The organism is Burkholderia sp. RS01 (genome assembly GCF_039748055.1).
Classification (GTDB): domain Bacteria; phylum Actinomycetota; class Actinomycetes; order Actinomycetales; family Micrococcaceae; genus Arthrobacter.
This window is the reverse complement of sequence record NZ_JBDLAK010000002.1, coordinates 35,284-58,992: the sequence shown is the minus strand read 5'-3', so window position 1 is coordinate 58,992 and position 23,709 is coordinate 35,284. Positions and strand designations below refer to the sequence as shown.

General features: G+C 68.3%; 21 protein-coding genes. 7 read left to right on the top strand and 14 right to left on the bottom strand.

Translation table 11 applies throughout. The features are described 5' to 3' along the window. Positions 1 to 144 precede the first annotated feature (144 nt). On the top strand, positions 145 to 1,578 hold the full coding sequence (locus tag ABFP37_RS02230; RefSeq protein WP_347032607.1) for a PucR family transcriptional regulator ligand-binding domain-containing protein: 1,434 nt from the start codon (positions 145 to 147) through the stop codon (positions 1,576 to 1,578). A gap of 93 nt (positions 1,579 to 1,671) precedes the next feature. Here ABFP37_RS02230 and ABFP37_RS02225 read toward each other — a convergent pair whose 3' ends face one another. Further along, complete coding sequence (locus tag ABFP37_RS02225; protein ID WP_347032606.1) at positions 1,672 to 3,309, bottom strand: CYTH and CHAD domain-containing protein; 1,638 nt, start codon at positions 3,307 to 3,309, stop codon at positions 1,672 to 1,674. A 142-nt stretch (positions 3,310 to 3,451) separates the two neighbouring features. Here ABFP37_RS02225 and ABFP37_RS02220 point away from each other — a divergent pair, with 142 nt between their 5' ends. The 3 genes from ABFP37_RS02220 to ABFP37_RS02210 all read left to right on the top strand — a co-directional run bounded on the left by ABFP37_RS02220 (position 3,452) and on the right by ABFP37_RS02210 (position 6,185). Further along, complete coding sequence (locus tag ABFP37_RS02220) at positions 3,452 to 4,741, top strand: MFS transporter (protein ID WP_078029286.1); 1,290 nt, start codon at positions 3,452 to 3,454, stop codon at positions 4,739 to 4,741. 6 nt (positions 4,742 to 4,747) lie between these two features. Beyond that, entirely contained in the window at positions 4,748 to 5,428 is a 681-nt protein-coding gene (locus tag ABFP37_RS02215; protein WP_347032605.1) for a FadR/GntR family transcriptional regulator, read from the top strand. Between the two features lie 181 nt (positions 5,429 to 5,609). Next, positions 5,610 to 6,185 (top strand): hypothetical protein, encoded by a 576-nt coding sequence (locus ABFP37_RS02210; protein WP_347032604.1) that lies wholly within the window; start codon positions 5,610 to 5,612, stop codon positions 6,183 to 6,185. 137 nt (positions 6,186 to 6,322) lie between these two features. Here the strand turns inward: ABFP37_RS02210 and ABFP37_RS02205 are convergent, their stop codons facing one another. Continuing rightward, positions 6,323 to 6,856: a hypothetical protein gene (locus tag ABFP37_RS02205; protein ID WP_078029289.1), complete on the bottom strand. Its 534-nt coding sequence runs from the start codon at positions 6,854 to 6,856 to the stop codon at positions 6,323 to 6,325. Between the two features lie 171 nt (positions 6,857 to 7,027). On the opposite strand from ABFP37_RS02205, the gene ABFP37_RS02200 reads away from it, so the two are divergent. The 3 genes from ABFP37_RS02200 to ABFP37_RS02190 all read left to right on the top strand — a co-directional run bounded on the left by ABFP37_RS02200 (position 7,028) and on the right by ABFP37_RS02190 (position 9,578). Beyond that, on the top strand, positions 7,028 to 7,318 hold the full coding sequence (locus tag ABFP37_RS02200) for a hypothetical protein (protein ID WP_078029298.1): 291 nt from the start codon (positions 7,028 to 7,030) through the stop codon (positions 7,316 to 7,318). A gap of 73 nt (positions 7,319 to 7,391) precedes the next feature. Continuing rightward, entirely contained in the window at positions 7,392 to 8,153 is a 762-nt protein-coding gene (locus tag ABFP37_RS02195; RefSeq protein WP_347032603.1) for a DUF1206 domain-containing protein, read from the top strand. Positions 8,154 to 8,510: 357 nt separating this feature from the next. Further along, the gene (locus ABFP37_RS02190; protein WP_347032602.1) at positions 8,511 to 9,578 is read left to right on the top strand and encodes an SRPBCC family protein; all 1,068 of its coding nucleotides are present in this window, start codon (positions 8,511 to 8,513) and stop codon (positions 9,576 to 9,578) included. 54 nt (positions 9,579 to 9,632) lie between these two features. Here ABFP37_RS02190 and ABFP37_RS02185 read toward each other — a convergent pair whose 3' ends face one another. The 12 genes from ABFP37_RS02185 to ABFP37_RS02130 form a co-directional block, all read right to left on the bottom strand. Next, the gene (locus ABFP37_RS02185) at positions 9,633 to 11,099 is read right to left on the bottom strand and encodes an FAD-dependent oxidoreductase (RefSeq protein ID WP_347032601.1); all 1,467 of its coding nucleotides are present in this window, start codon (positions 11,097 to 11,099) and stop codon (positions 9,633 to 9,635) included. Between the two features lie 101 nt (positions 11,100 to 11,200). Further along, positions 11,201 to 12,487, bottom strand: a complete 1,287-nt coding sequence (gene cobA, locus ABFP37_RS02180; RefSeq protein ID WP_347032600.1) for a uroporphyrinogen-III C-methyltransferase — start codon at positions 12,485 to 12,487, stop codon at positions 11,201 to 11,203. A gap of 123 nt (positions 12,488 to 12,610) precedes the next feature. Further along, the gene (locus tag ABFP37_RS02175) at positions 12,611 to 12,907 is read right to left on the bottom strand and encodes an antibiotic biosynthesis monooxygenase (RefSeq protein ID WP_078029293.1); all 297 of its coding nucleotides are present in this window, start codon (positions 12,905 to 12,907) and stop codon (positions 12,611 to 12,613) included. Positions 12,908 to 13,075: 168 nt separating this feature from the next. Continuing rightward, the gene (locus ABFP37_RS02170; protein ID WP_260680585.1) at positions 13,076 to 14,131 is read right to left on the bottom strand and encodes an ABC transporter permease; all 1,056 of its coding nucleotides are present in this window, start codon (positions 14,129 to 14,131) and stop codon (positions 13,076 to 13,078) included. Beyond that, positions 14,121 to 14,846, bottom strand: coding sequence for an ABC transporter ATP-binding protein (locus tag ABFP37_RS02165; RefSeq protein ID WP_078029294.1), 726 nt, complete (start codon positions 14,844 to 14,846; stop codon positions 14,121 to 14,123). Before ABFP37_RS02165 ends, ABFP37_RS02170 begins: the two co-directional genes overlap by 11 nt. A 57-nt stretch (positions 14,847 to 14,903) precedes the next feature. Further along, positions 14,904 to 16,058, bottom strand: a complete 1,155-nt coding sequence (locus ABFP37_RS02160) for an ABC transporter substrate-binding protein (RefSeq protein ID WP_347032599.1) — start codon at positions 16,056 to 16,058, stop codon at positions 14,904 to 14,906. A 126-nt stretch (positions 16,059 to 16,184) separates the two neighbouring features. After that, positions 16,185 to 17,351 carry an RtcB family protein gene (locus ABFP37_RS02155; RefSeq protein ID WP_347032598.1) on the bottom strand — a complete coding sequence of 389 codons (1,167 nt, stop codon included), beginning with the start codon at positions 17,349 to 17,351 and terminating at the stop codon, positions 16,185 to 16,187. Between the two features lie 490 nt (positions 17,352 to 17,841). Continuing rightward, positions 17,842 to 19,263 carry a GTP-binding protein gene (locus ABFP37_RS02150; protein WP_347032597.1) on the bottom strand — a complete coding sequence of 474 codons (1,422 nt, stop codon included), beginning with the start codon at positions 19,261 to 19,263 and terminating at the stop codon, positions 17,842 to 17,844. After that, a complete protein-coding gene (gene cysD / locus ABFP37_RS02145) occupies positions 19,263 to 20,210 on the bottom strand; it encodes a sulfate adenylyltransferase subunit CysD (RefSeq protein ID WP_347032596.1) in 948 nt (315 codons plus the stop codon). The genes ABFP37_RS02150 and cysD overlap by 1 nt, the downstream gene beginning before the upstream one ends. Further along, positions 20,207 to 20,995: a phosphoadenylyl-sulfate reductase gene (locus ABFP37_RS02140; RefSeq protein WP_347032595.1), complete on the bottom strand. Its 789-nt coding sequence runs from the start codon at positions 20,993 to 20,995 to the stop codon at positions 20,207 to 20,209. Before ABFP37_RS02140 ends, cysD begins: the two co-directional genes overlap by 4 nt. Beyond that, positions 20,992 to 22,731, bottom strand: coding sequence for a nitrite/sulfite reductase (locus tag ABFP37_RS02135; protein WP_078029783.1), 1,740 nt, complete (start codon positions 22,729 to 22,731; stop codon positions 20,992 to 20,994). The genes ABFP37_RS02140 and ABFP37_RS02135 overlap by 4 nt, the downstream gene beginning before the upstream one ends. 154 nt (positions 22,732 to 22,885) lie before the next feature. Then, a complete protein-coding gene (locus tag ABFP37_RS02130) occupies positions 22,886 to 23,677 on the bottom strand; it encodes a CbiX/SirB N-terminal domain-containing protein (protein ID WP_347032594.1) in 792 nt (263 codons plus the stop codon). Positions 23,678 to 23,709 lie beyond the last annotated feature (32 nt).

Genomic DNA, 23,709 nt, shown 5'->3' with positions numbered 1-23,709 from the left:
GGTGTACAACCTCTTTTCGTACGGAATGATGTGATGCGGCTGCTCCGAGCCTATGCCAGCCCGGCAAGCCGGGGAATAGCCACCTGCACACCCTTGGCCGGAAGCTTTAGTGCGATCGGCCAGCATCCGGCTACCCTTGATGTCATGGCAATTTCCCTGGCGGCGCTGCTCGCCGTGCACTCCCTGGGGCTCAAGAAAGCCGGACTGGCCGAGACCACGTCCCACCAGGACATCCACTGGGTGGCGGTCACCGAGCAGGAGGATCCGCAGCGTTTCCTCAACGGCGGCGAACTGGTGCTCACCACCGGCATGCGGCTGCGCAGCGCCCCGGAGCAGCGGCGCTTCGTCCGGCAGGTCCAGCGCGCCGGCGCGGTGGGGATCGGGTTCGGCGTGGGGCTGACGCACGACGCCGTTCCGCCGGCCCTGATCGCCGAAGCGAACCGCTGGGGCCTGCCCGTTGTTGAAGTCCCGTATGAGACGCCTTTCATCGCCATCGGCAAGCTTGTGGCCGACGCACAGTCGGCCGACCATTACTCGAAGCTGGAGCGGCTCATAGCCGGTCACCAGATCCTGGCCCGGGCCCTCCTCACCGGCGGCGGCCTGGCCGATCTCCTCCGGCATCTGGGCGGAATGCTGCGTACGGACATTGTCCTGACCCAGTTCACGGCCCAGCTCTATAACAGCACCGCCGAGGCGCCGTCGGCGGATTCCTGGGCGTCGTATCCGATTCCCACCGGCCGCCGGGACGCGTGCACGCTCTGGGTGAAGCAGCCGTTCGAGGATTCGGGCATCGTGGGATACGCCCAGAACCTGATCAGCGTGGAGCTCAACAACATGGTGAAGCAGCGCCAGGCCGAGCGGGCACTCTGCGGCCAGGTGCTGGAGGACGTGATTCACGGAACGCTGGACCCGAGCGAGGCCACCCGCCGGCTCGCCGGAACGGGCATCAACAGCACCCGCAAGAACGTGGTGATCCTGGCCGGCTCCGAGGCGCACCACAAGCAGCTGGTTACCTCATCGCTGCCGCGGGCCTTCGAAAAGGCGGTGACCGCCGTCGTCGGGAAGGACCTGATTACGGTGATTCCCGACGACGGCCGCGGCGCCACGGCGCTGGCCAAGAGCCTCAGCGACCACCTGGCCGAGGCCGGCATTCACGCGACGATCGGGATCGGCGGCGCCTACACGAAACCCAACGGGCTGCGCTGGAGCTACTTCGAGGCGCGCGACGCCGCGAGCCACGGGCTCCCTGTCAACGAGCCCGAACGGCTCAGCCTGACGTCCCTGCTGCTCGCGAGCGAGGACGTGCCGCTCGCGGACATGGCCAACGAATCGCTGACTCCCCTCCGGACCTTCGATGCCGCCCACGGCGCCGAGCTGATGGCCACGCTGGAGAGCTACCTGAACAACAACGGCTCGGTGGCGGCCGTGGCCGAGGCCCTCACGCTGCACAGGAACACGGTCCGGTACCGGCTCGCGCAGATCACCGAACTCACCGGCTACGACCCCTCGGTTACCGCCGACCGCGTTCAGCTGTGGCTGGCGCTGGCCGTCGCGCGGCTCGGGGCCAGGCACGCCTGACGCCCCGCGTTCCGATCCGCCAGCCCACTGCAACGCGTCACTTTGCGCCCAATCCGGGGGCCACATTGGGCGTAAAGTGACCCCGCGTTGCGGCTATTTGACGCCGCGCTTCAGGAGCCTGCCGGCCTTCCTGCGCGCCTTGCGGTACTTGGATTCTGCTGCGGCGGCGATGCGTTCCTCCCGCTCCAGCAGCGAGTTGTAGGCCAAGGCCACGGGCTCCGGAAGGTCCGTGGCCGAGCCGAGCTTTCCGAGCACGTCCCGGGCGATGACGCTGTCGTGGTGATCGCCCAGGATTTTCTGCTGCTTGTGCGCCGCCTTGGCGAGCTTCGCGGCACGCTTGCCATAGACCGGTTCCACAGATTCTGCGGCGTGCCGGACCCGCTTGGCGTCCTTGCGCACCTGGTGCAGCGCGGCGTCGCGGGCCGGGCCCTCCGCGGACCGCATGGCGGCCTTGTGGGCACGGCGCAGCCGCCGCACCGTCCTGTTCACCCGATTGCCCGCTACCTTTCGCGCCGGCGACGACGCGAGGGGCCCGGCCGGCGGATGGTCACGGAAGTCCTCGAGGTCGTCCAGGAGCCGGAAGTAGCGATCGGTCAGGAGGACTTCCTGTGCTTTCCGGTAGCCGGCGTTGAACCGGGTGCCCAGTTCGCGTTCCACGCGCTCCTTCACCACGTCCGCGGCCTGCTCCGGCGGGAGCTCGGCGGCGTGCTGCCGCAGCCGTTCCAGCATGACTTCCGCGTCGCGCGGAGTGCCCAGGATCCGGGCAATCCACTGCAGCTCGTCCCTGAGCCGGTGGGCCGCCGCGCCGCCGAAGAGTTTGCGGTAGACCGACAGGGCCGACCGCATCCGGCGGGTTGCCGAGCGCATGGCATGCACCGCGTCCGGCTCCTCCAGCCGAACGCGGGGATCCTGAGCCAGGATTTCGTCGATCTGCCCGCCAAGGTACGCGGTGACGACGGCGGACGCGGGCCATTTCTTGGCAGGCTTCTTCTTGCCAGGCTTCTTCTTGCCGGATTTCTGTGCGGGATTCTGTGCGGACTGCGCCGTTTCGTCGTGCGCGCCCTCTGGCTGCTGGGGCCATGCCTCCCCCAGTGCCCGCCCCAGTTTGGACGCATGCACTGCGGGCCGTGCGCCCGCCGCTGCCAGGCATGCCGCGGCGTCCGCAAAAAGATCCGGCTTCCCGTGCACGAGTTCGAGTTCCCATTCGCGCCACTGCAGCTTCCGCGCGGCGCCGGCCTGCCCGGCACCTTCCTGCCCCGCCCAGGTCAGTGCTCCGGCGTCCACGTGGTCGTCGGCAAGGTCGGCGAGGTGCACGCCGTCGTGCCCGTAGAGGGCGAGCGTGGTGCGCCGGGTGTCCAGCCGGGCCACCGGCGCCAGGCCGGAGCCCCGGAGGTGCACGTGCAGGTGCGCCAGCAATGTGTCAGGCACGACGTCGGCCTGGCCCAGCGGCGCGTGGATCTCGCGTCGCTGCTCGGCTACTGCTGCCGCCCCGGGCCCTGGCGCTTGCGGCAGTTTGAGGTGCCAGCCGGCGTCGGACCCGCCGGTCCGGCGCCGCAGCGTGATGCGGCGGGCGGCAAGGGCCAGGTCCTCCGTATCGAAGTAGACCGCTTCCAGGTGCGCCTCGTGGGGCTCCCCCACACGCCCGACCCACGGGATGTCTTCAAGGGCCGGCAGCGGAGCCGCGGCATCGACGTCGTACTTCTTCTCGGTTTCAGTGCCCTCGGCAGTCATGGCCGCACGGCGTCCTTTCCCAGCGGCGGGCCGCTGAGGCCCGGATGTCTCGGTGGCCCGAGTCTATTCCCCGGACCGCAGCGCCGCGAGAGGTTGGCCACAAAACCCTAGACATCAAACGTCTAACGTCTAACCTTAAGGAATGGCCACCACTTCTTCTGCTCCCCCCGCGACGGCACCCGGCCTGCCGAGGCCGCGTGCCGCCGTCGTCACCGGCGTAATTGCACTCGTGCTGATCGGGCTCAACCTCCGCGCCGGGATCACCGGGGCTTCGGCACTGCTGCACGACCTTCAGCTGTCCCTGGGCTACGGACCGCTGGTCGCGTCGATCATTCCGTCCATTCCCACCCTGTGTTTCGCGGTGGCAGGGGCGGCAACGTCGTGGCTCACGGGCAGGCTCGGCGTCGAGAAGTCCATCCTGCTGTCCCTCGCGATGCTGGCGGCCGGGCTGCTGGTCCGCGGTGTTCCGTCGACCGGCATGCTGGTGGCCGGCACGGTGCTGGGGATGTCCGGCCTCGCGGTGTGCAACGTTGCCATGCCGTCCTTCATCCGTGAGCATTTTGCCCGCCGCACATCCCTCATGACCGGGCTGTACACCGTGACCATGACCAGCGGCGCCACGGTCACCGCCGTTGTGGTGGTGCCGCTGGCCCAGGCGCTCGGCTCGCCGTCCGCGGGTGTGGGCGCCATCGGGTTCATGGCGGTGGCCGCCTTCCTGGGCTTCGTGCCAGTGGCCCTGCACGCGCACCGCAACAGCGTCCGGAAGACTGCCGGCCATGTCTCTCCGTGGCCGTTGCTGCGCACCAGGAAGGGACTTCTGATCACCGCGATCTTCACGCTGCAGGCACTGCTCGCCTACGCGCTGCTGAGCTGGTTCCCCTACATGCTGACCACCATGGGGCTGAGCGCGGCGGACAGCGGCCTGATGTACGGGCTCATGCAGCTCGTCTCCGTCCCGGCCGGCATGGTGCTGATCGCCACCGGTTCCCGCCCCGGCATGCTGCGGCCCGCCTTCTACCTGGCCACGCTCGCCATGGCCGCCGGGGTGGCGGCACTGCTCGTCCTGCCCGTTGCGCTGGCGGTCATCCCCGCCGTCCTGCTGGGCTTCGGCCTGGGCATTTTCCCGCTGGTCATGGTGATCATCAGCCGCAGCGGGCAGAGCACGGCCGAGACCACGGCCCTCTCCACCCTGGCACAGTCCACCGGCTACCTCCTGGCCACGGTCGGACCGTTCGGGATGGGCCTGCTGCACAGCGCCACCGGCGGCTGGACGCTGCCGCTGGCGCTCCTGCTGGCCATCGCCCTGGTCCAGATCGTTGTGGCCCATCTCCTGAGCGGCGGCCGCATGGCCAGGCCTCCGGTTGCTGCCGGGCCAACTGCCGCGCCGGCGGCCGGAACAACTGCCGCGCCGGCGGCCGGAACGAAGGAATAGGACGCCATGACCCTGAGCACCTCGCACCGCCCGCCCCTGGCGGATGAAATCACCGCCAAACTCCGGGAGATGATCCACTCGGGCGAGTGGCCGCTGCAGCAGCGCATCCCGTCCGAAACCGAGCTCATGGCCGGGTTGGGCGTATCCCGCGGAACCCTGCGGGAGGCCATAAAAGCCCTGGCCCACAGCGGAATGCTCGAGGTGCGCCGCGGCGACGGCACGTACGTCCGCGCCACCAGCGAGATCTCCGGCGCCGCGCGGCGGCTGTACCAGGACCACACGGATGAGCACATCCTCGAAGTGCGCGTGGGGCTGGACACCCAGGCGGCACGCCTCGCCGCCAGGCACGCAACTGCCGGCGACGTCGCCGCCATGAGGGCCCTGCTCGCCGAGCGCGAAGAGGCCTGGCACGCGGCCGACTACGCGCGCTGGGCCGGCGCGGACTGGGGCTTCCACGAACGCGTGGCACAGGCCTCCGGCAACCCGCTCCTGCACGAGCTCTACGTCAGCTTCGGCGGCGTCTTCCACAACGACCTGCTGAAGCAGCAGCGGCGCAGCGGCTTCAACGGGCTGCCGCACGAGGGCCATGGCGAGCTGGTGGACGCCATCGAAGCGCACGACTGCGACGCCGCCGTCGCCAGCGTGCACCGGAACCTCAACTCGTGCGCGGAGTGGCTCCGGGAGTAGCGCCGTTATCCCGGCCGCTGCCCCGCCAATTGGGGGACCCGCCAGAGGGGTCTGGGGCAATTTTGTAGGGTTTTCCCAAGGTTTTCGCGGGGTCGCCGTTTGATGCTCGTACCAGCGGTTTACCCAACGGCAACACCGGGCCGGCCGTGGAGTTAGTCCTTCAAGCCTTTGGAGGTAGACCGTGGCGTACAGCGCGTCGGCCGGCAATGTAATAAAGCCCGTCGCACACAAGTCATCCCGGCGCCTGGTTGCCATCCTGTGCGTGGGCGCCACTGCCGCCTGGACCCTGGCCCTGGTGTCGGGAACCTACGTCACCGCCGAGGGCCCCCTCCGGGCCCTGGCTGTTTCCTCGCACATCCTGGCGATGGTGGTCGCCTTCGGCGCCATCCTGCTGGTGGACTGGCACGGTTTCCTGTGGCTCATCGGCAGGCGAAAACTCTTCGAAACCATTCGGCTGGACGATGCCGCGAGCCCGCTCATCTGGACGGGCATCGTCGGGCTCCTGTTCACCGGCGTGTTCCTGAGTCCCAACCTGTCCAACCCCCTGACGCTGATCAAGCTCGGCGCCGTGCTGGTCCTCATGCTCAACGGCATCATGCTGATCCCGCTCATGCGCCGCCTGCTGGTCATGCCGCCCACCACTACGTTCGGTGCGCTGACGCCGGGCCAGCGGTTCCACATGCTCTCCTGCCTGGCCATTTCACAGGCATGCTGGTGGACGGCAATAACCATCGGGTTCGTCAACGCCGAGTTCTGAGGCGTCCGACGGCGGCCCTCACCTCTGGCGGCCGCCGTGGCCGGGCGCGACGGCGGCCGGGCAACTAAGGTGCCCGGCCGCCGTCGACCTTTAGAGAGGTCGCCCCTTTAGAGGTCACCCCCTAAGGAACGCTGCCCTCAACGGAGGCCCTTGAGCACGTTCACGGGCCGCTGCATCTCGCCGTGCTTGGCGCCAAGGACGATGACCCAGGCGGCGAATACCGGAATGGCCCACTGGAGTGCCTTGAGCTGCTTCTGGGCCGACTGCAGTTCGCCGGAGGCGCCGGCGCGGGGCTCGGTGGCGCCTTCGGCACCCTGGCCAGCCAGCTTTTCGACTTTCTTGCCCAGCACACCGGCATACAGCGTGACGGCTGCACCCGCCAGGGTGACGGCCGTCTTATAGATGGTGTCCGCGCCAACGCTGTCCTGCTTGGCGATGCGCTCCTTATTTTCCCAGGCGATGGCCAGGTCCGCCGCGAGGTGCGCGGCGAAGGCGGCGGTCTGAATCGGAGCCCATTTCATCCAGCCGCGGCTGGAGAGCCGCGTGCGTTCAGCGGGGTCCCGGGCTTCCGCAGCCGCCCCGTTGAGGCCGATGGCGCCCATGAGCGAACCGCCGAACCACGCCGCCGCCGTCAGGTCGTGAACGGACCGGGCCAAAAGATTTCCTGCCATGTTGTGCTTCCTAACGTAGAGATCAAACCTGCGAGGTGGATCAGTGGCCGCCGCAGCCGGCTGCGCCTGGGGTCGCCTGCAGACCAAAGTCATGCTGTATGTATAGTAAGCACACTTACTAACGTTACGGAAGCCCGTCATATCGGCCGTCCTGTGCGTAAAATCAACGCCATGGGATCAACTGGAACACTGTTCGGCTGGGCTTTCGGGGACTCCGCGCGCGAGGACGATGCCGCGTACGTCAGCGAGCTCAAGCGGGAGGCCCTGGACAACGCCACGGAGGCCGCGAAGTCCAAGGGCTTTGACGTTGAGCCCGGTTCGGAGGTCTTCACCGTCCTCAGCGCCGGCGATGCGCTGGTGGATGTGGACACGGCACCGGACAGCCTGGTGGTTCGCTGCACGGTGAAACTCGTGGGCGAGGGAGCGGACAAACTCCACGCCGAAGGGCCGATGAACGGATAACCGGGCAGCGGCGGAAGAGGAGTCCACCATCGGCGAAGCGGCGGACGTCGCAGAGGCGGCGTCGAACACCAAGGTGCTGGACGTCGTCGCGCGTTCAGGCTTTGCCGTGATGGCCCTGCTCCACATAGTGGTCGGTGCCATCTCAATCGCCCTGGCGCTGGGACAGCCCGGTCAGGCCGAAGCCACCGGGGCCATCGAGCAGCTGGCGGCTAATCCATGGGGCCCAGCCGTCATGTGGGCGTGCACGATCGGCTGCGCGGGCCTGGCCCTTTGGCAGCTCAGCGAGGCGACCCTCCGGGCCCGGCGCAAGGCGCGGAAAGAACGGGTGGGAAAGCTGGTCTCCTCGGGGTTTCTCGCGGTTGCGTACGGCAGCGTGGCGCTCACCTTCGGCGGCTTTGCCGTGGGGCTGCGGGGCGACTCGGGCGAGACGACCCGGGACATCAGCACGGCCCTCATCAGGACCCCCTTTGGCGTGCCGGTGCTGGGTGCCCTGGGCCTGACTGTGATGGGCGTCGGGGTCTATTTTGTGGTGAAGGGTCTCCGGCGCGGTTTCAAGGAGGAACTCTTCCGCTTTGAGGGCACACGGCGGGGAAGGATCATCGATTCACTGGGCGTGACAGGGCACGTGGCCAAGGGCATCGCCCTGAACCTGGCCGGGCTGCTGTTCGTGATCGCGGCCGCCAAGCAGTCCCCCGAAGAATCCACCGGCCTGGACGGCAGCCTCAAGGCGCTTCGCGACCATCCCTACGGGCCGTACCTGCTGGTGGCAATCGGCGCCGGCTTCATTTGCTACGGCATTTTTGCCCTGGTTCGGTCAAAATTCGGCAGGATGTGAGTCATGAGCAGGCGCAGTACGACGCGAGACTTCCGTGAGCTCGCAAGACAGGCAAGCGACATCATGCGCAGGTCGGGGACCGTCCCCCCACCAGGAAGCAGGTCACGCGGTTCTGAGCCGACAAAACTGCTACCTGGTCGGGCGGATCCGGGCGAACGGGCCGCGGATCTCGCCGGGCAGGCCTTCGCCACCATTTTCCGCGCCATCAAAGCCGTTCGTCCTGTCCGCCCAATCCATCCACGGGGCATCAGCCTGGTCGGTGAGCTCACCCGAACAGGTGCTGACGGGCGCGCTGCCAGCGGTATCCCCCGTGCACGAAGCGGGATCGCCTGGCTGGACGCCGCCGGAACGGAGCACGTGCAGGCTCGTTTCTCCCGCTCCGTGGGCCTGCCGGAAGCGCTGCCGGACATTCTCGGTCTGGCCCTCCGCTCCGGTTCCGCCGACCAGCCGGCGGACATGTTGTTCGCCTCGACGGGCTGGGGCTTCCCCGCCCGGTTCGTGCTGATTCCGAAGCTGGACGTCGGCTCCGCCCGATTCACCACGCTGATGCCCTACCAGGGTGCGGACGGACCCGTGCTTCTGGGGCTGCGGACACTCTCCCTGCCGTCCGGAGCCACGGGCCGGGCCGATACCGGCGGCAACTTCAAGGATTCACTGGCCGACGGCGAATGGTCCTTGGCGCTCTCCTTTGCCACGCCCGCCGGCAGGTGGGTCCCCGCCGGAGTGCTCCGGCTGCGGGCAGCCCCGGCTTCCGGGGACACGCCAGCCCGTTTCGATCCCTTGGAGCATCCGCTGCCCGGAGCCGGGACCTATCCGTGGGCGCGCCGGCTCCGGGAACGCTCTTACCGCGCGGCCCGCCGGGCTGCGCCGCCAATGGCAACACCCCGAAAGACCCGGCAGAAGGCCGGCCGGATCTCAGCAACCGGCCAGCACGACCCGGATGAAAGGAACCCCATGTCAACCGTCACGCAGGTCTTCAATTCGCCGGCAGCAGACGTCTGGAAGGTGTTGGCCGACGGCTGGCTCTACTCCGGCTGGGTTGTGGGCGCGTCGAGGATCCGCTCCGTGGACGCCCACTGGCCGGAAAAGGACGCGCGGCTCCATCATTCCGTGGGGGCGTGGCCCCTGCTCATCAATGATTCCACCAGGGTCGCGGCTGCCGATCCCGGCCGGAAGCTGGAGCTGATCGCGCGCGCCTGGCCCGTCGGCGAGGCCAAGGTGGTCATCACCCTCGAAGACCTGGGGCCGCAGTGCCGCGTCACCATCGCCGAGGACGCCGTCCGCGGACCGGGCCTCGCGGTTCCCAAGGCCCTGCGGGTTCCGCTCATTAGCCTGCGCAATACGGAGACGCTGAAGCGGCTCGAACTCATGGCCGCCGGGGCGCGGGAGCCTAGCCGCCGTTACAGCAAACGCGGGGTCACTTGACGCCCAATCCGGTCGGATTATTGGGCGCGAAGTGACCCCGCGTTGCGGAAAAAGCTAGACGCTGGCGGCAACTCCGTCGCGGGAGATGGCAACCATGTCCTCGCGCGGCACAACCTTGATGCGCTCGCGCTTGACCTCGACGCCGTGCGATCCGCCGGCCGCGGTGGCCTCGGCGCCCAGGGCGAGTTCATGTGCGTCCAGGGCGAGCCAGCCTTCCCAGCTGGTGTACTGCACGCCGCGGCTTTCCAGGAGGTCGACGACGGCGCTGGCGGCGGGTGCCTCGGCAACCGGCAGGTTCTCGCGGTCTTCCAGCAGGTACGTCACGGTTTCCAGGGCGTCGCCCTTGGTGTGGCCGATCAGGCCCACGGGGCCGCGCTTGATCCAGCCGGTGGCGTAGATGCCCGGAACGTGCTCGCCGGACGCGTCCAGCACGCGGCCGCCGGCGTTCGGGACGACGCCCTTTTTGTGGTCGAATTCGATCTCCGGAAGGGCTGAACCGAAGTAGCCGATCGCGCGGTAGACGGCCTGCACCGGGTAGTCGACGTACTCGCCGGTGCCGCGGGCGTTGCCCGTGCCGTCCAGTTCGGTGCGTTCAAACTTCATGCCGCTGACGCGCCCGGGGTTCTCGGCGTCGTCGTAAATCTCCACCGGGCTGTGCAGGAAGTGCAGGTGCAGGCGGCGGGAGGCCTTGAGTTCGGAGAGGTCCTCGGGCTGTTCGGCGATCCAGTTGGTGAGCGTGCCCACCATGGTCTTGGTCTGGTTGTTGCTCTGGATCTGGCGGTCGGATTCCTCGTCGAACTCGAAGTCCTCCGGGTACAGGATGATGTCCACGTCCTTGGAGTGGGACAGCTCGCGCAGTTCCAGCGGGGTGAACTTGACCTGGGCGGGGCCGCGGCGGCCGAAGACGTGGACGTCCGTGACCGGCGATGCCTTCAGGCCGGCGTAGACATTGTCCGGGATCTCGGAGACCAGGAGGTCGTCCGCGTGCTTGGACAGGACGCGGGCCACGTCCAGGGCCACGTTGCCGTTGCCGATCACGGCGATTTCCTTGGCGTCCAGCGGCCATTCGCGGGACACGTCCGGGTGGCCGTCGTACCAGGAAACGAAGTCCGCGCCGCCGTAGGAGCCGTCCAGCTCGATGCCCGGGATGTTCAGGTCGGCGTCCTTGATGGCGCCGGTGGCGAAGATGACGGCGTCGTAGTGGGTGCGCAGGTCCTCGATGGAGAGGTCCGTGCCGTAGTCCACGTTGCCGAAGAAGCGGATGTCGCCGCGGTCCAGGACCTTGTGCAGGGCGTTGACAATGCCCTTGATGCGCGGGTGGTCCGGGGCAACGCCGTAGCGGATCAGTCCGTAGGGGGCCGGGTAGCGGTCAAAGAGGTCGATGCTCACGGCCAGCTCGCCGCTCTTGACGGCCTCGCTCTTGGTGAGGATGTCCGCAGCGTAGACGCCGGCCGGGCCGGAGCCGACGACGGCCACGCGCAACGGGCGGGCAGCGGTTCCTACGGTGGTGCTGGTTGACACGGCTGTGTTCCTTTTCTTCGGTCCCGCCCAACTGGGTAGCAGCTGACGTCGATTTGACGGCTCAGAACGGCGTGAGCTGCTACCTGGTTGGGGAACGGGGGCTAGGGGGTGAGAACGCGGGTGGTGCTTGTACGGGGCTTGTTGGGGCTGGTGGTGCTGTAGTCAGCGGTCTTGAAGTGCGACGGCGCGAAGGGGCTCACGCGGACAACGTCACCTATGACGATCACGGCAGGATTCGCGACGCCGGTGGCCTCGGCCTGGTCGGCGATGGCCTCGACGGTGCCGATCGTCACGCGCTGGTTCGGCAGGTAGCCGTTCTCCACAATACCAACCGGCGTGTCCCCGGGCAGACCGGCGAGGACCAGGGCGGCCGCCGATTCGCGCAGCTGGCCCACTCCCATGAGGAGCACCACGGTGTGGTCCGCGCGGGCCGGAACCTCGGACAGTTCCTCGTGGCCGGTCACCACACTGAAGCCCTTGGCCAGGCCGCGGTGCGTCACGGGAATACCGGCCGCGGCGGGCACGGAGATGGCGGATGTTACGCCGGGAACCACTTCAACCTCGACGCCGTGGTGGCGGCAGAACTCCGCTTCCTCGCCGCCGCGGCCCAGGACGTAGGGATCCCCGCCTTTGAGGCGCACCACGCGGTGGCCGGCAAGGGCTTCGTCCACGATGATGCGGTTGATCTCGGCCTGCGGCACGGGGTGGTGGCCCGGCGTCTTGCCGACCTCGATGATGCGGACATCGGGGGCCAGTTCGTTGAGCAGTTCGCGCGGGCCCAGGCGGTCTGCGACCACGACGTCGGCCTGGCCCAGGAGCCGCCGGCCGCGCACGGTGATGAGCCCGGTGTCGCCGGGGCCGCCGCCGACGAGGGCCACGGAACCGGCAGAAGCCGCGTTTGTCGAAACGCGGCGCCGGCGCAATGGCAGGTCGCCGGTTTCCAGCGCGGTGGCGACGGCGTCGCGCAGGGCCATGGCGCGGCGCGGGTCTCCCCCGGCGTTCACGGCGATTTTGACGTCATCCACCACGGCGACGGCGGGGGTCCAGGCTGCGGAGGCTTCGTGGTCGGAGGCGTTGACGCACCAGACGCGCTGTGCCTCGGCGTCGGCCGAGACCTGCGCGTCCACGGCGGGATCGCCGGTGGCGGTCTGGACGAACCAGACGCCGTCGACGTCGGAAGAAGAGTAGGTGCGGGGTTCCCAGGTGAGCAGGCCGGCGCCGGCGAGTTCGCGGAGCCCGGCGGAGGCGTCAGGAGCCACCACGGTGACGCGGGCACCGGCGTCGAGCAGGCCCTTCGCGCGGCGCGTGGCCACGGGCCCGCCGCCCACCACCAGCACGGGGCGGCCGAGCAGGCGCAGTGCCGTTGGGTAGATGTCCTGAATTGCCATGAATCAACGGTAGGGCCGCGTCACATACCGGACCAACGGCGCGGAAACACCAGTTCACGTAAGGTAACGCTGCGTCACATAGGTGCGGGGCGGCGTACGGCCGCCCCCGCCCCGCGCGGGCCGCTACTTCACGGCGATAAGCTCAATGGGCCGGATGTACGGATCCATGGCGAGCAGGGCCGGACCGTATTGGCTCAGGGCGGCGGGAATGGCCCCGTTGAGGTGGGCCTGCCGGTCCTCCTCGGTGTCAAAAGTGTCGAAAATGCCGAAGGTGTCCTCGGTGACCCGGAATGCGTACCAGGTCCTGGTGCCCGGCTCGGTGAGCACTATCTCGCGGCCCCCGCTGAGGAAGTCCCAAACTTCCTGTTCCTTCCCGGGCTTGGCCTCAACCAGTGCCAGCAAGCCAAATTTTGGTGCCACGGCTATCGCCTCAAATCGTCGTCAGGATGGGCCTGGTGCCGTCCTAACCGTGAGTCTAGGCACGCGGCATCGGCGGAACAAGGTTCCGTCAGCCGCGGCGAAAGGACAGCAGAAAGCCCGACGGCGATGGTCGCCGTCGGGCTTTCTGCTTGGTGTGGCTGAGGTGCTTTAGCGGCTGCTGCCGGCCAGGAGGCCGCGGCGCTGGAGCAGGCGTTTCTCGATCGGCGCGAAGACGAGGAGTTCGATCAGGATGCCCACGGCCAGGATCAGCAGGATCGCGGACATCACGATGGTCATGTCGGCGAGGTCGCGGCCCTGGTTCAGCATGGAGCCGAGCCCGAAGCCGATGGTGCCGCCCACCGCGATGATTTCCGCGGCCATGAGCGAACGCCACGAGAACGCCCAGCCCTGCTTGAGCCCGCTGAGGTACCCGGGAAGGGCAGCGGGAAGGATGATCTGCACGGCCATCTGGAAGCGTGAGGCGCCCAGCACGGTGCCCACGCTTCGGTACTGCGGCGGGATCTGGTCCACGCCGGAGATCAGGCCGTTGATGATGGACGGGATGGCGCCCATGAACACCACGAAGTACACGGTGGCGTCCGTGAGGCCGAACCAGATGATGGCCGCCGGCACCCACGCCACTGACGGCAGCACCTGGAGGCCGGAGATGAGCGGACCGAATGCCCTGCGCAGCGGTGCCACCTGGGCCAGCAGCAGCCCGATGGGCGTGGCGATGGCAACGCTGATGAGGAAGCCCACGAGCCCGCGCTGCAGCGAGGTCCACACGGCTTCCTGCAGCGAACCCTCGGCCCAGAGGGTGCCGAACTGCTCCGCCACATCCAGCGGGCCGGGCACCAGGTCGCGGCGCTTGAGGCCGAGCGAGACGTAGGCCTGCCAGATGATGACGAGCACCACGAGCGCCGCCACCGGCAGCAGGATGCGGCTCCAGTCGACGCGGGCCTTGCGAAGGGCGTCGGACTGCAGCGAGTCCAGCCCGGATTCGAGTTCGCGAAGGTCAGCGGAGCCGGTGGAGGACCGGGTCAGGGCGGCGTGGACTTTGCGCGTCTCTTCGTGCGCCCCGGCTGAGCCTGTGCCGCCGGTTGAGCCTGTGCCGGCGGTTGTCGAATCGTGCTCGCTGATTGAGCTTGCCGAAATCGGGGTCTCGGCCAGCGGGGACTCCGTTGCCCGGGGCGTCTCGGCCACGGGAGATGAATTATTTGGCATGGCGGCGGATCTCCTCTCGCAGCCGGGCGGTGATGACCCCGGTCAGCTGTCCGGCAAGACCGGCGTCGGTACGGTGTTCCTCGGTGACGTTCCATTCCTGCACCACACGGCCGGGCCGGGAGGACAGCAGGAGCACGCGCTGGCCCAGCCGGACGGCCTCGCGGACGTTGTGCGTCACGAACACAATGGTGCGGCCGGTTTCCTTCCAGATGCGTTCGAGCTCGTCGTGCAGCAGGTCGCGGGTGATGGCGTCCAGCGCTGCGAACGGCTCATCCATGAGGAGCAGCTGCCGGTCCTGGGCCAGGGAGCGGGCCAGGGACACGCGCTGGCGCATGCCGCCGGAGAGCTCGTGAGGGCGCTTGTCCCCGGCCTCGGCCAGGTGCACTAGGTCCAGCAGTTCGTTGGCCTTGATCCGCCGCTCAGCCTTGCCCACGCCGCGCAGCTTCAGGGCGAGTTCGATGTTTTCCCGGGCCGTCAGCCACGGGAAGAGGGCGGCGTCCTGAAACATGAAGGCGGCACCGTCGCTGGGCACCTCAAGGGCGCCCGACGTCGGGACCTCGAGTCCCGCCATGATGTTCAGCAGGGTGGACTTGCCGCAGCCGGACGCACCGAGGAGGGCGACGAACTCGCCCTTGCCGATGGTGGCGTTGACGTCGTCCAGCACCGGGGCGCCGTCGCCGAAGCGTTTGCCCAGGTTTTCCAGTACGACTGGCATGGTCCCGTCCTTTGTTCGTGGTGCGTGGTGCTTCGAGTGCAGTGGAGCGCGGCCCGGCTAGTCCTGGCCCAGCCCTGCCGCGGAGGCGTGTTCCGCGGATACCGTGTTCAGCGTGGTGAGGTCGAAGATGCCGTTGATGTCGGCCTTTTTGGTGGTGCCGGCGTCCACGCCGTCCTGCAGGAGCTTGGTGAACGTGCCGGCGAGCGGGTCTACGGTGAACACGATGTTCTGCAGCGAGCGGTCGATGACGTCCTGCGGCAGCGCCTTCCCGGAGTCCTGCTTCAGGGCTGCGTTCACTACCGCGGCCTTCTGAGCGGCCGGGGTATCGTTGAGCCACTTGACCGCTTCGACGTGCCCCTTGAGCAGGCCTTCCACGGTCTGCGGGTGCTCGGCGGCGAACTTCTTGTTCACGATCAGGACGGTGGTGGGGAACGCGCCCGGCTTCCCGGTCAGCGAACCGTCCCACAGGTCCTTCTCGTCCACCAGGACCTTCGCGCCGGCCTGGAGCACCAGCCGGGAGGCCCAGGGCTCGGGCAGCCACGCGCCGTCGAGCTTGCCGTCCTGGAACAATTTCAGCGTCTGGGCGTTCTCGGTGGGGTTGATCGCCACGTCTCCGCCGCCGTCGGTGTTGGTCTTGTAGCCCTGCTTGCCCAGCCAGGCGCGCAGCGCCACGTCCTGGGTGCCGCCCAGCTGCGGCGAGGCCAGGGTCTTGCCCTTCAGATCCGCCGCGGTCTTGATCCCGGGCTTGACCACCAGCTGCGCCCCGCCCGAGGCGGCGCCGGCGATGATGCTGATGGACTCGCCCTTGCTCTTGACGAAGGAGTTGATGGCCGGGTTCGGACCGATGTAGGTCGCATCGATCGCGCCGGCGTTCAGCGCCTCGATCGCCGCGGGGCCGGCGTTGAACACCTGGGTGGAAAGCTTGGTGCCGCCCAGGTTCTCCTTGATGAAGCCCTGCTTCACGCCCACCAAAGCGGCGGCGTGGGTGATGTTCCCGAAGTAGCCCAGCTTCAGCTCCGCGGCCGGGCCGGCGGGGGACGTTGACGCGGCAGTGGCGTCGGAACCCCGCGACACAGCCGAGGCCACTATGGCTCCTACGCTGATCAACAGGACCAAACCAAGGGCCAGGGCGATCTCAAGGGTGCGCCTGCGCTTGGGCACTTGGCTTTCGCCGGCCACAATGCGGGTCATACCCGGCCTGGAACTAGTCATGAATTCACCATAGGGAGTGTCATAAACCCGGTTCAATGAGCCGGAAACCGGGGGTCATGCAGGTTCATGCAGCGTCACATTCGGCCACACAAATCTCCATGCCCCCGGCGAACCCGAAATTAGGGCTCAGTCCCCCTTGACATTGATGAGCTGCCGCAGGCGGTGGCGCACCTTGACGAGGTCTTCGGCGTCACGCATCACCTGGTCGATCGGCTTGTACGCCGCCGGGATCTCGTCCACGAAGGCCTCCGTGGCGCGGAATTCAATGCCCTGCATGGCCTCCTTCAGCTCCGCCAGCGAGAAGGCCTTGCGGGCCGCGGTCCGCGAGTACTCCCGCCCGGCCCCGTGCGGCGAGGAATTCAGCGAGACGGCGTTGCCGAGTCCCTCCACCACGTACGACGCCGTGCCCATGGACCCGGGAATCAGGCCGGGGTCCCCGGCCTCGGCCCGGATCGCGCCCTTGCGGGACACCCAGACAGACTTGCCGTAGTGGGTCTCCTGCTGGGTGAAGTTGTGGTGGCAGTTGATCCGCTCCCTCTCCTTCACGCGGCCGTCCACCCACTCGCTGAACTGCCGGATGACGCGGTCCATCATTTCCTCGCGGTTCAGCAAGGCGAAGTGCTGGGCCCACCGCAGTTCCTTGATGTACCGGGTGAACTCGGGCGTGCCCTCCTCCAGGTAGGCGAGGTCGGGGTCCGGCAGCGTGACGCGCTTCTGCCGGGCAACTCCCTGCGCCACCTTGATGTGGTGCTGCGCAATCCTGTTGCCCACGCCCCGCGAGCCCGAGTGCAGGAACAGCCAGACGGCGTCCGTCTCGTCCGCGCACACCTCGATGAAGTGGTTGCCCGATCCGAGCGAGCCAAGCTGCAGATCCCATTTCCCGGTGTACTGGGCCGGGTTGAATCCCGCCTGTGCGGCGAGCTTCTCCAGCTCGGCGATCCGCGGCGCCGCCGTGGCCGCGACCTTCCGGTTGTTGTGGCCGGCGGACAGCGGAATGGCGCGCTCAATCGCCTCGCGCAGGGCCTTCCGGTCGCGGGGCAGTTCCTTCACCGCGTACTGGGTCCTGACCGCGATCATGCCGCAGCCGATGTCCACGCCGACGGCGGCCGGGATGATGGCGCCGAGGGTGGGGATGACGGATCCGACCGTGGCGCCCTTGCCAAGGTGTGCATCGGGCATCAGCGCCAGATGCGGGTAGATGAAGGGCAGCCGGGAGGTTGCCAGGGCCTGCTCACGGGTCTTGGCGTCCAGGATGGATGCCCAGTTGATGAGCCGGCTGTTGATGGTTTCCACGATTTCCTCTCGTCGGGCCGTTCCGCGGTGCGGCGGCACGGGCACTTCGGTGGAACTGGCGTTCCGGTCAAACAAAGAGGTTCGGGTACTGTCCGGATCCAAAGACAAAAGCCCCGAACCATTGCTGGTTGCGGGGCTAAGGGCCTGCTGGATGCAGGCTCTAACTCACAATCAACCCTTGGCGACGGCGGGTGGCGGGTAGCTGTTCTGCGGCAGCACGCAGCAGCGGCAGGAGCGCTTCCTGTCGCTGCGTTAACTGCACGCTGCTCGCCACTTTGTCCCCGCACTGTTCGCGGCCCGAAGGCCTGCCATGGAGATGTCCGTTTCGGGGCCATCAGGGAGAAACTATCGTGCACGGGACGGCGGCTGTCAACAGTCCGCCCGGCACGGAACCGCCACCACTCGCGCCTGCGGGAATGCCGGAAGGCCCCGGTCCGGATAATTCCGGGCCGGGGCCTTCCGGTCGCCAAGCCGATCAGCGGCCAAACGATCAGATCGAGTAGCGCTCGTCCTCGTGGTCGCCCGGGTGGTCCTTGACCAGGCCCGCGGCGAGGGTGTTGCCGTCCAGGGGATCGATCACCAGGAACGCGCCAGTGCGGCGGTGGTGCAGGTAGTTCTCCAGCGGCAGCGGGGCGGCGAGCCGGAGCTGCGCGTGGCCGATGTCGTTGAGTTCCAGGCTGGACGCGCCTTCGAGCTTGAACGTGGCGAGGTCCAGCTTGCCGCTGACGCTGCGGACCAGCGCCTGGACCGTGCGGGTGCCGTGCTTGACCAGCACCTTGGCGCCCTCGCGGAGCGGCTTCGGGGACAGCCAGCAGAGCGCGGCGTAGAGGTCGGCCGAGCTTTCGCGGACCGTGCCAGCTGCGGCGATCGTGTCACCGCGGGCGACGTCGAACTCGTCGGCCAGGCGGATGGCCACGGACTGCGGCGCGGTGGCTTCGTCCAGTTCCGCGCCGGCAAAGTCGATGCCGGTCACGGTGGTGGTGCGCGGGTCCTGGCCGGGGGTCAGCACGCTGACCTTGTCCCCCACCTTGACCGAGCCTTCGGTGATCTGCCCGGCGTAAGCGCGGTAGTCACGGTACTTCTCGACGTCGAGTCCGCCGGCCACCGCATCGGGAGCCAGCGCGCCCTGCGGCCGGACCACCAGCTGCACCGGGAAGCGGAAGCTCTCCAGATGGCTTTCCAGCTCGTCCGCGGCGGGCAGGGTCTCGAGCACCTCGAGCAGGGCCGGGCCGGTGTACCAGGGGGTGCGCTCCGAGCGCTCCACCACGTTGTCGCCGTCGAGCGCGGAAACCGGAACCACCAGAAGGTCGGTGATGCCGTCAGCGCCGAGGCCGAGCTCGCGGCCCACCCTCTGCACGTCCGCCTCGATCTCGCGGAACACGCTCTCGCTGAAGTCCACCAGGTCGATTTTGTTCACGGCCACAATCACGTGGGCCACACGCAGCAGCTGCAGCACGGAGAGGTGCCGGCGGGTCTGCTCCAGGACACCCTTGCGGGCGTCGATGAGTACGACGACGGCATCCGCGGTGGACGCGCCGGTCACCGTGTTCTTGGTGTACTGCACGTGGCCGGGGCAGTCCGCCAGGATGAAGCTGCGGCGGTCCGTGGCGAAGTAGCGGTAGGCCACGTCGATGGTGATGCCCTGCTCGCGCTCGGCACGCAGGCCGTCGGTCAGCAGCGCCAGGTCGATGCCGCCGGCCGAGCCGCCGAAGCCGCGGTCCGCGGAGGTGCGTGCCACGGCGTCGAGCTGGTCGGCGAGGATCGCCTTGGAATCATGCAGGAGGCGGCCCACCAGGGTGGATTTGCCGTCGTCGACCGATCCGGCGGTGGCGAAGCGGAAGAGCGAGGCGTGCGCGAGCGGTGCCTCGTCAAGAAGGGCAGCCGCGCGGGCGGTGTCGATTTCGGTGCTCATTAGAAATAGCCATCCTTCTTGCGGTCTTCCATGGCGGCCTCGGAGATGCGGTCATCCGCGCGGGTGGCGCCACGTTCGGTGATGGTGGAGGCGGCAACTTCGATGACGACGTCGCGCACCGTGGCGGCAGCCGACTCGACGGCGCCGGTGCAGGACATGTCGCCCACGGTCCGGTAGCGGACGGTCTTGGTGATGACTTCCTCATCGGGGCGGGGCTGCGAAACCTCGCCCACTGCACGCCACATGCCGTCGCGGGCAAAGACCTCGCGGTCGTGGGCGTAGTACAGGCCGGGCAGCTCGATGTTTTCGCGCTCGATGTAGCGCCACACGTCCAGCTCGGTCCAGTTGCTGATGGGGAACGCACGGACGTGCTGGCCCACGGTGTGGCGGCCGTTGTACAGGTTCCACAGCTCGGGGCGCTGGTTGCGCGGGTCCCACTGGCCGAACTCGTCGCGGAGGCTCAGGATGCGCTCCTTGGCGCGGGCCTTGTCCTCGTCGCGGCGGCCGCCACCGAAGACGGCGTCGAACTTGTTGCGCTGGATCGCGTCCAGCAGCGGGACGGTCTGCAGCGGGTTGCGGGTGCCGTCGGCGCGCTCGGCCAGCTCGCCGGAATCGATGAACTCCTGGACTGAGCCGACAACCAGCTTCAGGCCCAGGCGCTCAACCGTGCGGTCGCGGAAGTCGATGACCTCGGGGAAGTTGTGGCCGGTGTCCACGTGCAGCACGGGAAACGGAACCTTGCCCGGCCAGAACGCCTTGGTGGCCAGGTGCAGCATCACCACGGAATCCTTGCCGCCGGAGAACAGCAGCGCAGGCTTCTCGAACTCGGCAACCACCTCGCGGATGATGTGGATGGCCTCGGACTCGAGGGTGTCCAGGCTGGAGAGGCGCGTTGAAACGGCTGCGTCGTTCACCAGGGTGGGCTCCTCAGTTAGGAAAGTGCTCATACGTGTAGTCCGCATTCTGTCTTGTTGGTTCCTGCCCAGCGGCCGGCGCGGGGATCGTCGCCGGGGGCCACCTTGCGGGTGCACGGCTGGCACCCGATCGACGGGTAGCCCTGGGAGAGGAGCGGGTTGACGGGAAGGAGGTTGTCATCGGAGTACTGCACCAGCTGGTCGAAGGTCCAGGCGGCCACCGGGTTGACCTTGACCAGGCCGTTGGCTTCGTCGAACGTGACCAGCGGGGTGTTGGTGCGGGTAGGGGCTTCGTCGCGGCGGACTCCGGTGAACCAGAGTTCGTAGCCGGCGAGGGTGCGGCGCAGCGGGGCCACCTTGCGGAGCGCGCAGCACTGGGCGGCATCGCGGGCGAAGAGGTCCTTGCCCAGGAGCCGGTCCTGCTGTTCCACGGTGTTCTCGGGAAGCACGTCCACCACGTTGACCCGCAGGTTCGCGGCCACTTCGTCGCGCGTGGCGTAGGTCTCCGGGAAGTGGTAGCCGGTCTCCAGGAACAGGACGTCGACGCCGGGAAGCTGGTCCGCGACGAGCGCAGGCAGGACGGCGTCGGCCATGGAGCAGGCAACGGCAACGGCGGGCAGCTCGAAGTTGCGCTCCACCCAGGCGATGACGTCGCGGGCGGGGGCGTCCCAGCCGAGCTCTGCGGCACCGGCCTCGGCCAGGGCCTTGAGCTCCTCGACAGAGCGCTTGGACACGCTCGGCACCTCAGCACCGCTGGTGGCGACGGGGGTTTCGACCGGCTCAACCACCGGGTCAATCCCAAGTGCGTGCTTGCTCACTGGAGTGCCTCTTCATCTGCCGCGTGGGCCCATTCGGCGAAGGTCTGCCCTTCGGCGCGTTCGGCCACGAACTTCCGCACCACGCGCTCGACGTAGTCCGGCAGGTCCGCAACGTACACTTTCAGGCCGCGGACGGTACGTCCCAGGCCGGCCTCTTCGCGGTCCGAGGAAGCCAGCCCGCCGCCCAGGTGGACCTGGAAACCCGGGGAGGGGTCGCCGTCGGGTGTGGGGAGCATCATGCCCTTAAGCCCGATGTCCGCGGTCTGGATGCGGGCACAGGAGTTGGGGCAGCCGTTGATGTGCAGGGACAGGGCGTGCGGCAACTGGCCGCTGTCGGCCAGGTCCGCGAGGCGGCGTTCCAGTTCGGCGACGGCGGTGGCGGCAGTGACCTTGGTCTCCACGATGGCCAGCTTGCAGTATTCGATGCCGGTGCAGGCGATGGTGCCGCGGCGGAACACTGACGGCCGGGCGGAGAGACCCAGGGCGTCGAGCTCGGCCACCAGTGGTTCAACCTCGTCCTTGGGGACATCCAGCACCACCAGCTTCTGGTGCGGCGTGGTGCGCAGGCGGCGGGAGCCGCGGGCTTCGAGGGTGTCCGCGAGCTTGACCAGCTGGGTGCCGGACAGGCGGCCGGCCAGCGGGGTGGCGCCGATGAAGAACTTGCCGTCCTTCTGTTCGTGCACGCCCACGTGGTCGCCCGGGGTGGTCGGCTTCGGCGCGGCGGGACCGTCGGCCAGCTTGTAGCCGAGGTATTCGTCCTCGAGGATCTGGCGGAACTTCTCCGGGCCCCAGTCGGCCATCAGGAACTTCAGGCGCGCCTTGGTGCGCATGCGGCGGTAACCGTAGTCGCGGAAGATGCTGGTGACGCCGAGCCACACGTCGGCTGCCTGTTCGGGCGTGACGAACGCGCCGAGGCGCTTGCCCAGCATCGGGTTCGTGGACAGCGCGCCGCCTGCCCAGAGGTCGTAGCCGATGCCGAGTTCGGGGTGCTTGACGCCCACCAGGGCGAAGTCGTTGATCTCGTGCACCACGTCCTGGCTGGGGTGCCCGGTGATGGCGGTCTTGTACTTGCGCGGCAGGTTGGACAGCAGCGGGTTGCCGATGAACCGTTCGCCCAGCTCGGCGATGAGCGGGGTGGGGTCGATGATTTCGTCCTTGGCGATGCCGGCCACGGGCGAGCCGAGGATGACGCGGGGCACGTCGCCGCAGGCTTCGGTGGTGGACAGGCCCACGCCCTCGAGGCGGGTCCAGATCTCCGGGATGTCTTCCACCCGGATCCAGTGCAGCTGGATATTCTGCCGGTCGGTGAGGTCGGCGGAGTCGCGGGCGAAGTCGACCGAGATGTTGCCGATGACGCGCAGCTGCTCGGTGGTGAGCGCACCGCCGTCGATCCTCACGCGCAGCATGAAGTACTTGTCTTCGAGCTCGTGCGGCTCAAGCGTGGCGGTCTTGCCGCCGTCGATCCCGGGCTTGCGCTGGGTGTAGAGGCCCCACCAGCGGAAGCGGCCGTGCAGGTCCTGGCCCGGAATGGAGTCGAAGCCGTCCTTGGAATAGATGGACTCGATACGCTCGCGGACGTTGAGGCCGTCGTCTTCCTGCTTCCAGGTTTCGTTGGCGTTCAGCGGGGTGGTCCCGTCCACCTTCCACTGGCCGTGAGGCTTTGCAGCGGGGCGGGAGGCGCGGGCTGGGCGCGCGGGCTTTTCCGTGGCCGCTCCGGCTAGAGCTGTATCAGTCATGCATCGACTGTAGGGCCGCCCGGAAACACGTCACAAAGGCTCCGGAAACGCTAAGTCACCTAGGGAAATATTTCGTCATGAATCGCCGGAGGGCCTTGAACGGACCGCCCAGCTGTGCATTCCCGGCGCTTCCGCGACCGCGCCCGGCGCGGCGTCAGGCGGCGGCGGTGTGCGCGGCCAGCGCGGCGTCGTAACGCTCCAGCGCGATCTCCGCCAGCACCGGCGACGGCAGCAGCGGCGCCGTCACGAGGTCGGCGCCGGCCTTGGCGAGCTGGTCGTGGAAGAAGCCCGGCGCCAGCAGGTACGACGCGACAACCACCCGGCCGCCCAGGTCCACTGCCCCGGCGGACTCCCCTGCCCCCGCGCCGCCCGCGGCTTCCTCGCGGAGCATGGCAACGGCCTCGGGCACTGAGGGCTTGGCGGACGCACCGTAGGCGGCCACGATCCGGTTGGACCGGAGGGCTCCGAGCTGCTCGGCGAGCTTCTCAACACTTACCGCGGCGTTGGGGTTCGAGGAGCCGGCGGCGGCCAGCACGATCGCGTCGTTGTCCGTGACGCCCGCCTCGCGGAGCCGCTGGTCCAGCAGCGCGGCCAGGCGGGGGTCGGGTCCCAGCGGGGCGGCGGCCAGGGTCCCCGGCCGGCTCTTGACGGCCCGGGCGATGTCCACCTTCACGTGATATCCCACGCTCAACAGCAGCGGCACCACAACAGCGGAGGCTGCCGATCCGCCGTCGGCCTCTCCCCCGTTGCCGGACACCTCGCCGGACGCCTCGGGAAGTCCCGCCACCACGTCCACCAGATCGGGCTGCTGCACGTCCACGTATGCCTCGCGGACGTCGAGTCCGGGCCGGAGCGCGGCGATGGCGTCGCGGAGGGCGTTGACCTCGGCGGCCCCCTGCGCGTTGGAGGTCCCGTGGGCACAAGCGATCATGATCGGGCTGTTCATACGGGCTAGCGTAACGTTGGAGCCGCACTGTC

Coding starts and splice junctions, on each gene's coding strand:
- ABFP37_RS02165 (WP_078029294.1), bottom strand. CDS start 14,846: ATGCCAGTCGTACTGGAAAACCTGGGCAAACGCTTCGGCGACGGCGCC.
- ABFP37_RS02130 (WP_347032594.1), bottom strand. CDS start 23,677: ATGAACAGCCCGATCATGATCGCTTGTGCCCACGGGACCTCCAACGCG.
- ABFP37_RS02225 (WP_347032606.1), bottom strand. CDS start 3,309: ATGACTGCCGAGGGCACTGAAACCGAGAAGAAGTACGACGTCGATGCC.
- ABFP37_RS02230 (WP_347032607.1), top strand. CDS start 145: ATGGCAATTTCCCTGGCGGCGCTGCTCGCCGTGCACTCCCTGGGGCTC.
- ABFP37_RS02215 (WP_347032605.1), top strand. CDS start 4,748: ATGACCCTGAGCACCTCGCACCGCCCGCCCCTGGCGGATGAAATCACC.
- cobA (WP_347032600.1), bottom strand. CDS start 12,487: ATGGCAATTCAGGACATCTACCCAACGGCACTGCGCCTGCTCGGCCGC.
- ABFP37_RS02200 (WP_078029298.1), top strand. CDS start 7,028: ATGGGATCAACTGGAACACTGTTCGGCTGGGCTTTCGGGGACTCCGCG.
- ABFP37_RS02170 (WP_260680585.1), bottom strand. CDS start 14,131: ATGCCAAATAATTCATCTCCCGTGGCCGAGACGCCCCGGGCAACGGAG.
- ABFP37_RS02150 (WP_347032597.1), bottom strand. CDS start 19,263: ATGAGCACCGAAATCGACACCGCCCGCGCGGCTGCCCTTCTTGACGAG.
- ABFP37_RS02220 (WP_078029286.1), top strand. CDS start 3,452: ATGGCCACCACTTCTTCTGCTCCCCCCGCGACGGCACCCGGCCTGCCG.
- cysD (WP_347032596.1), bottom strand. CDS start 20,210: ATGAGCACTTTCCTAACTGAGGAGCCCACCCTGGTGAACGACGCAGCC.
- ABFP37_RS02160 (WP_347032599.1), bottom strand. CDS start 16,058: ATGACTAGTTCCAGGCCGGGTATGACCCGCATTGTGGCCGGCGAAAGC.
- ABFP37_RS02205 (WP_078029289.1), bottom strand. CDS start 6,856: ATGGCAGGAAATCTTTTGGCCCGGTCCGTTCACGACCTGACGGCGGCG.
- ABFP37_RS02135 (WP_078029783.1), bottom strand. CDS start 22,731: ATGACTGATACAGCTCTAGCCGGAGCGGCCACGGAAAAGCCCGCGCGC.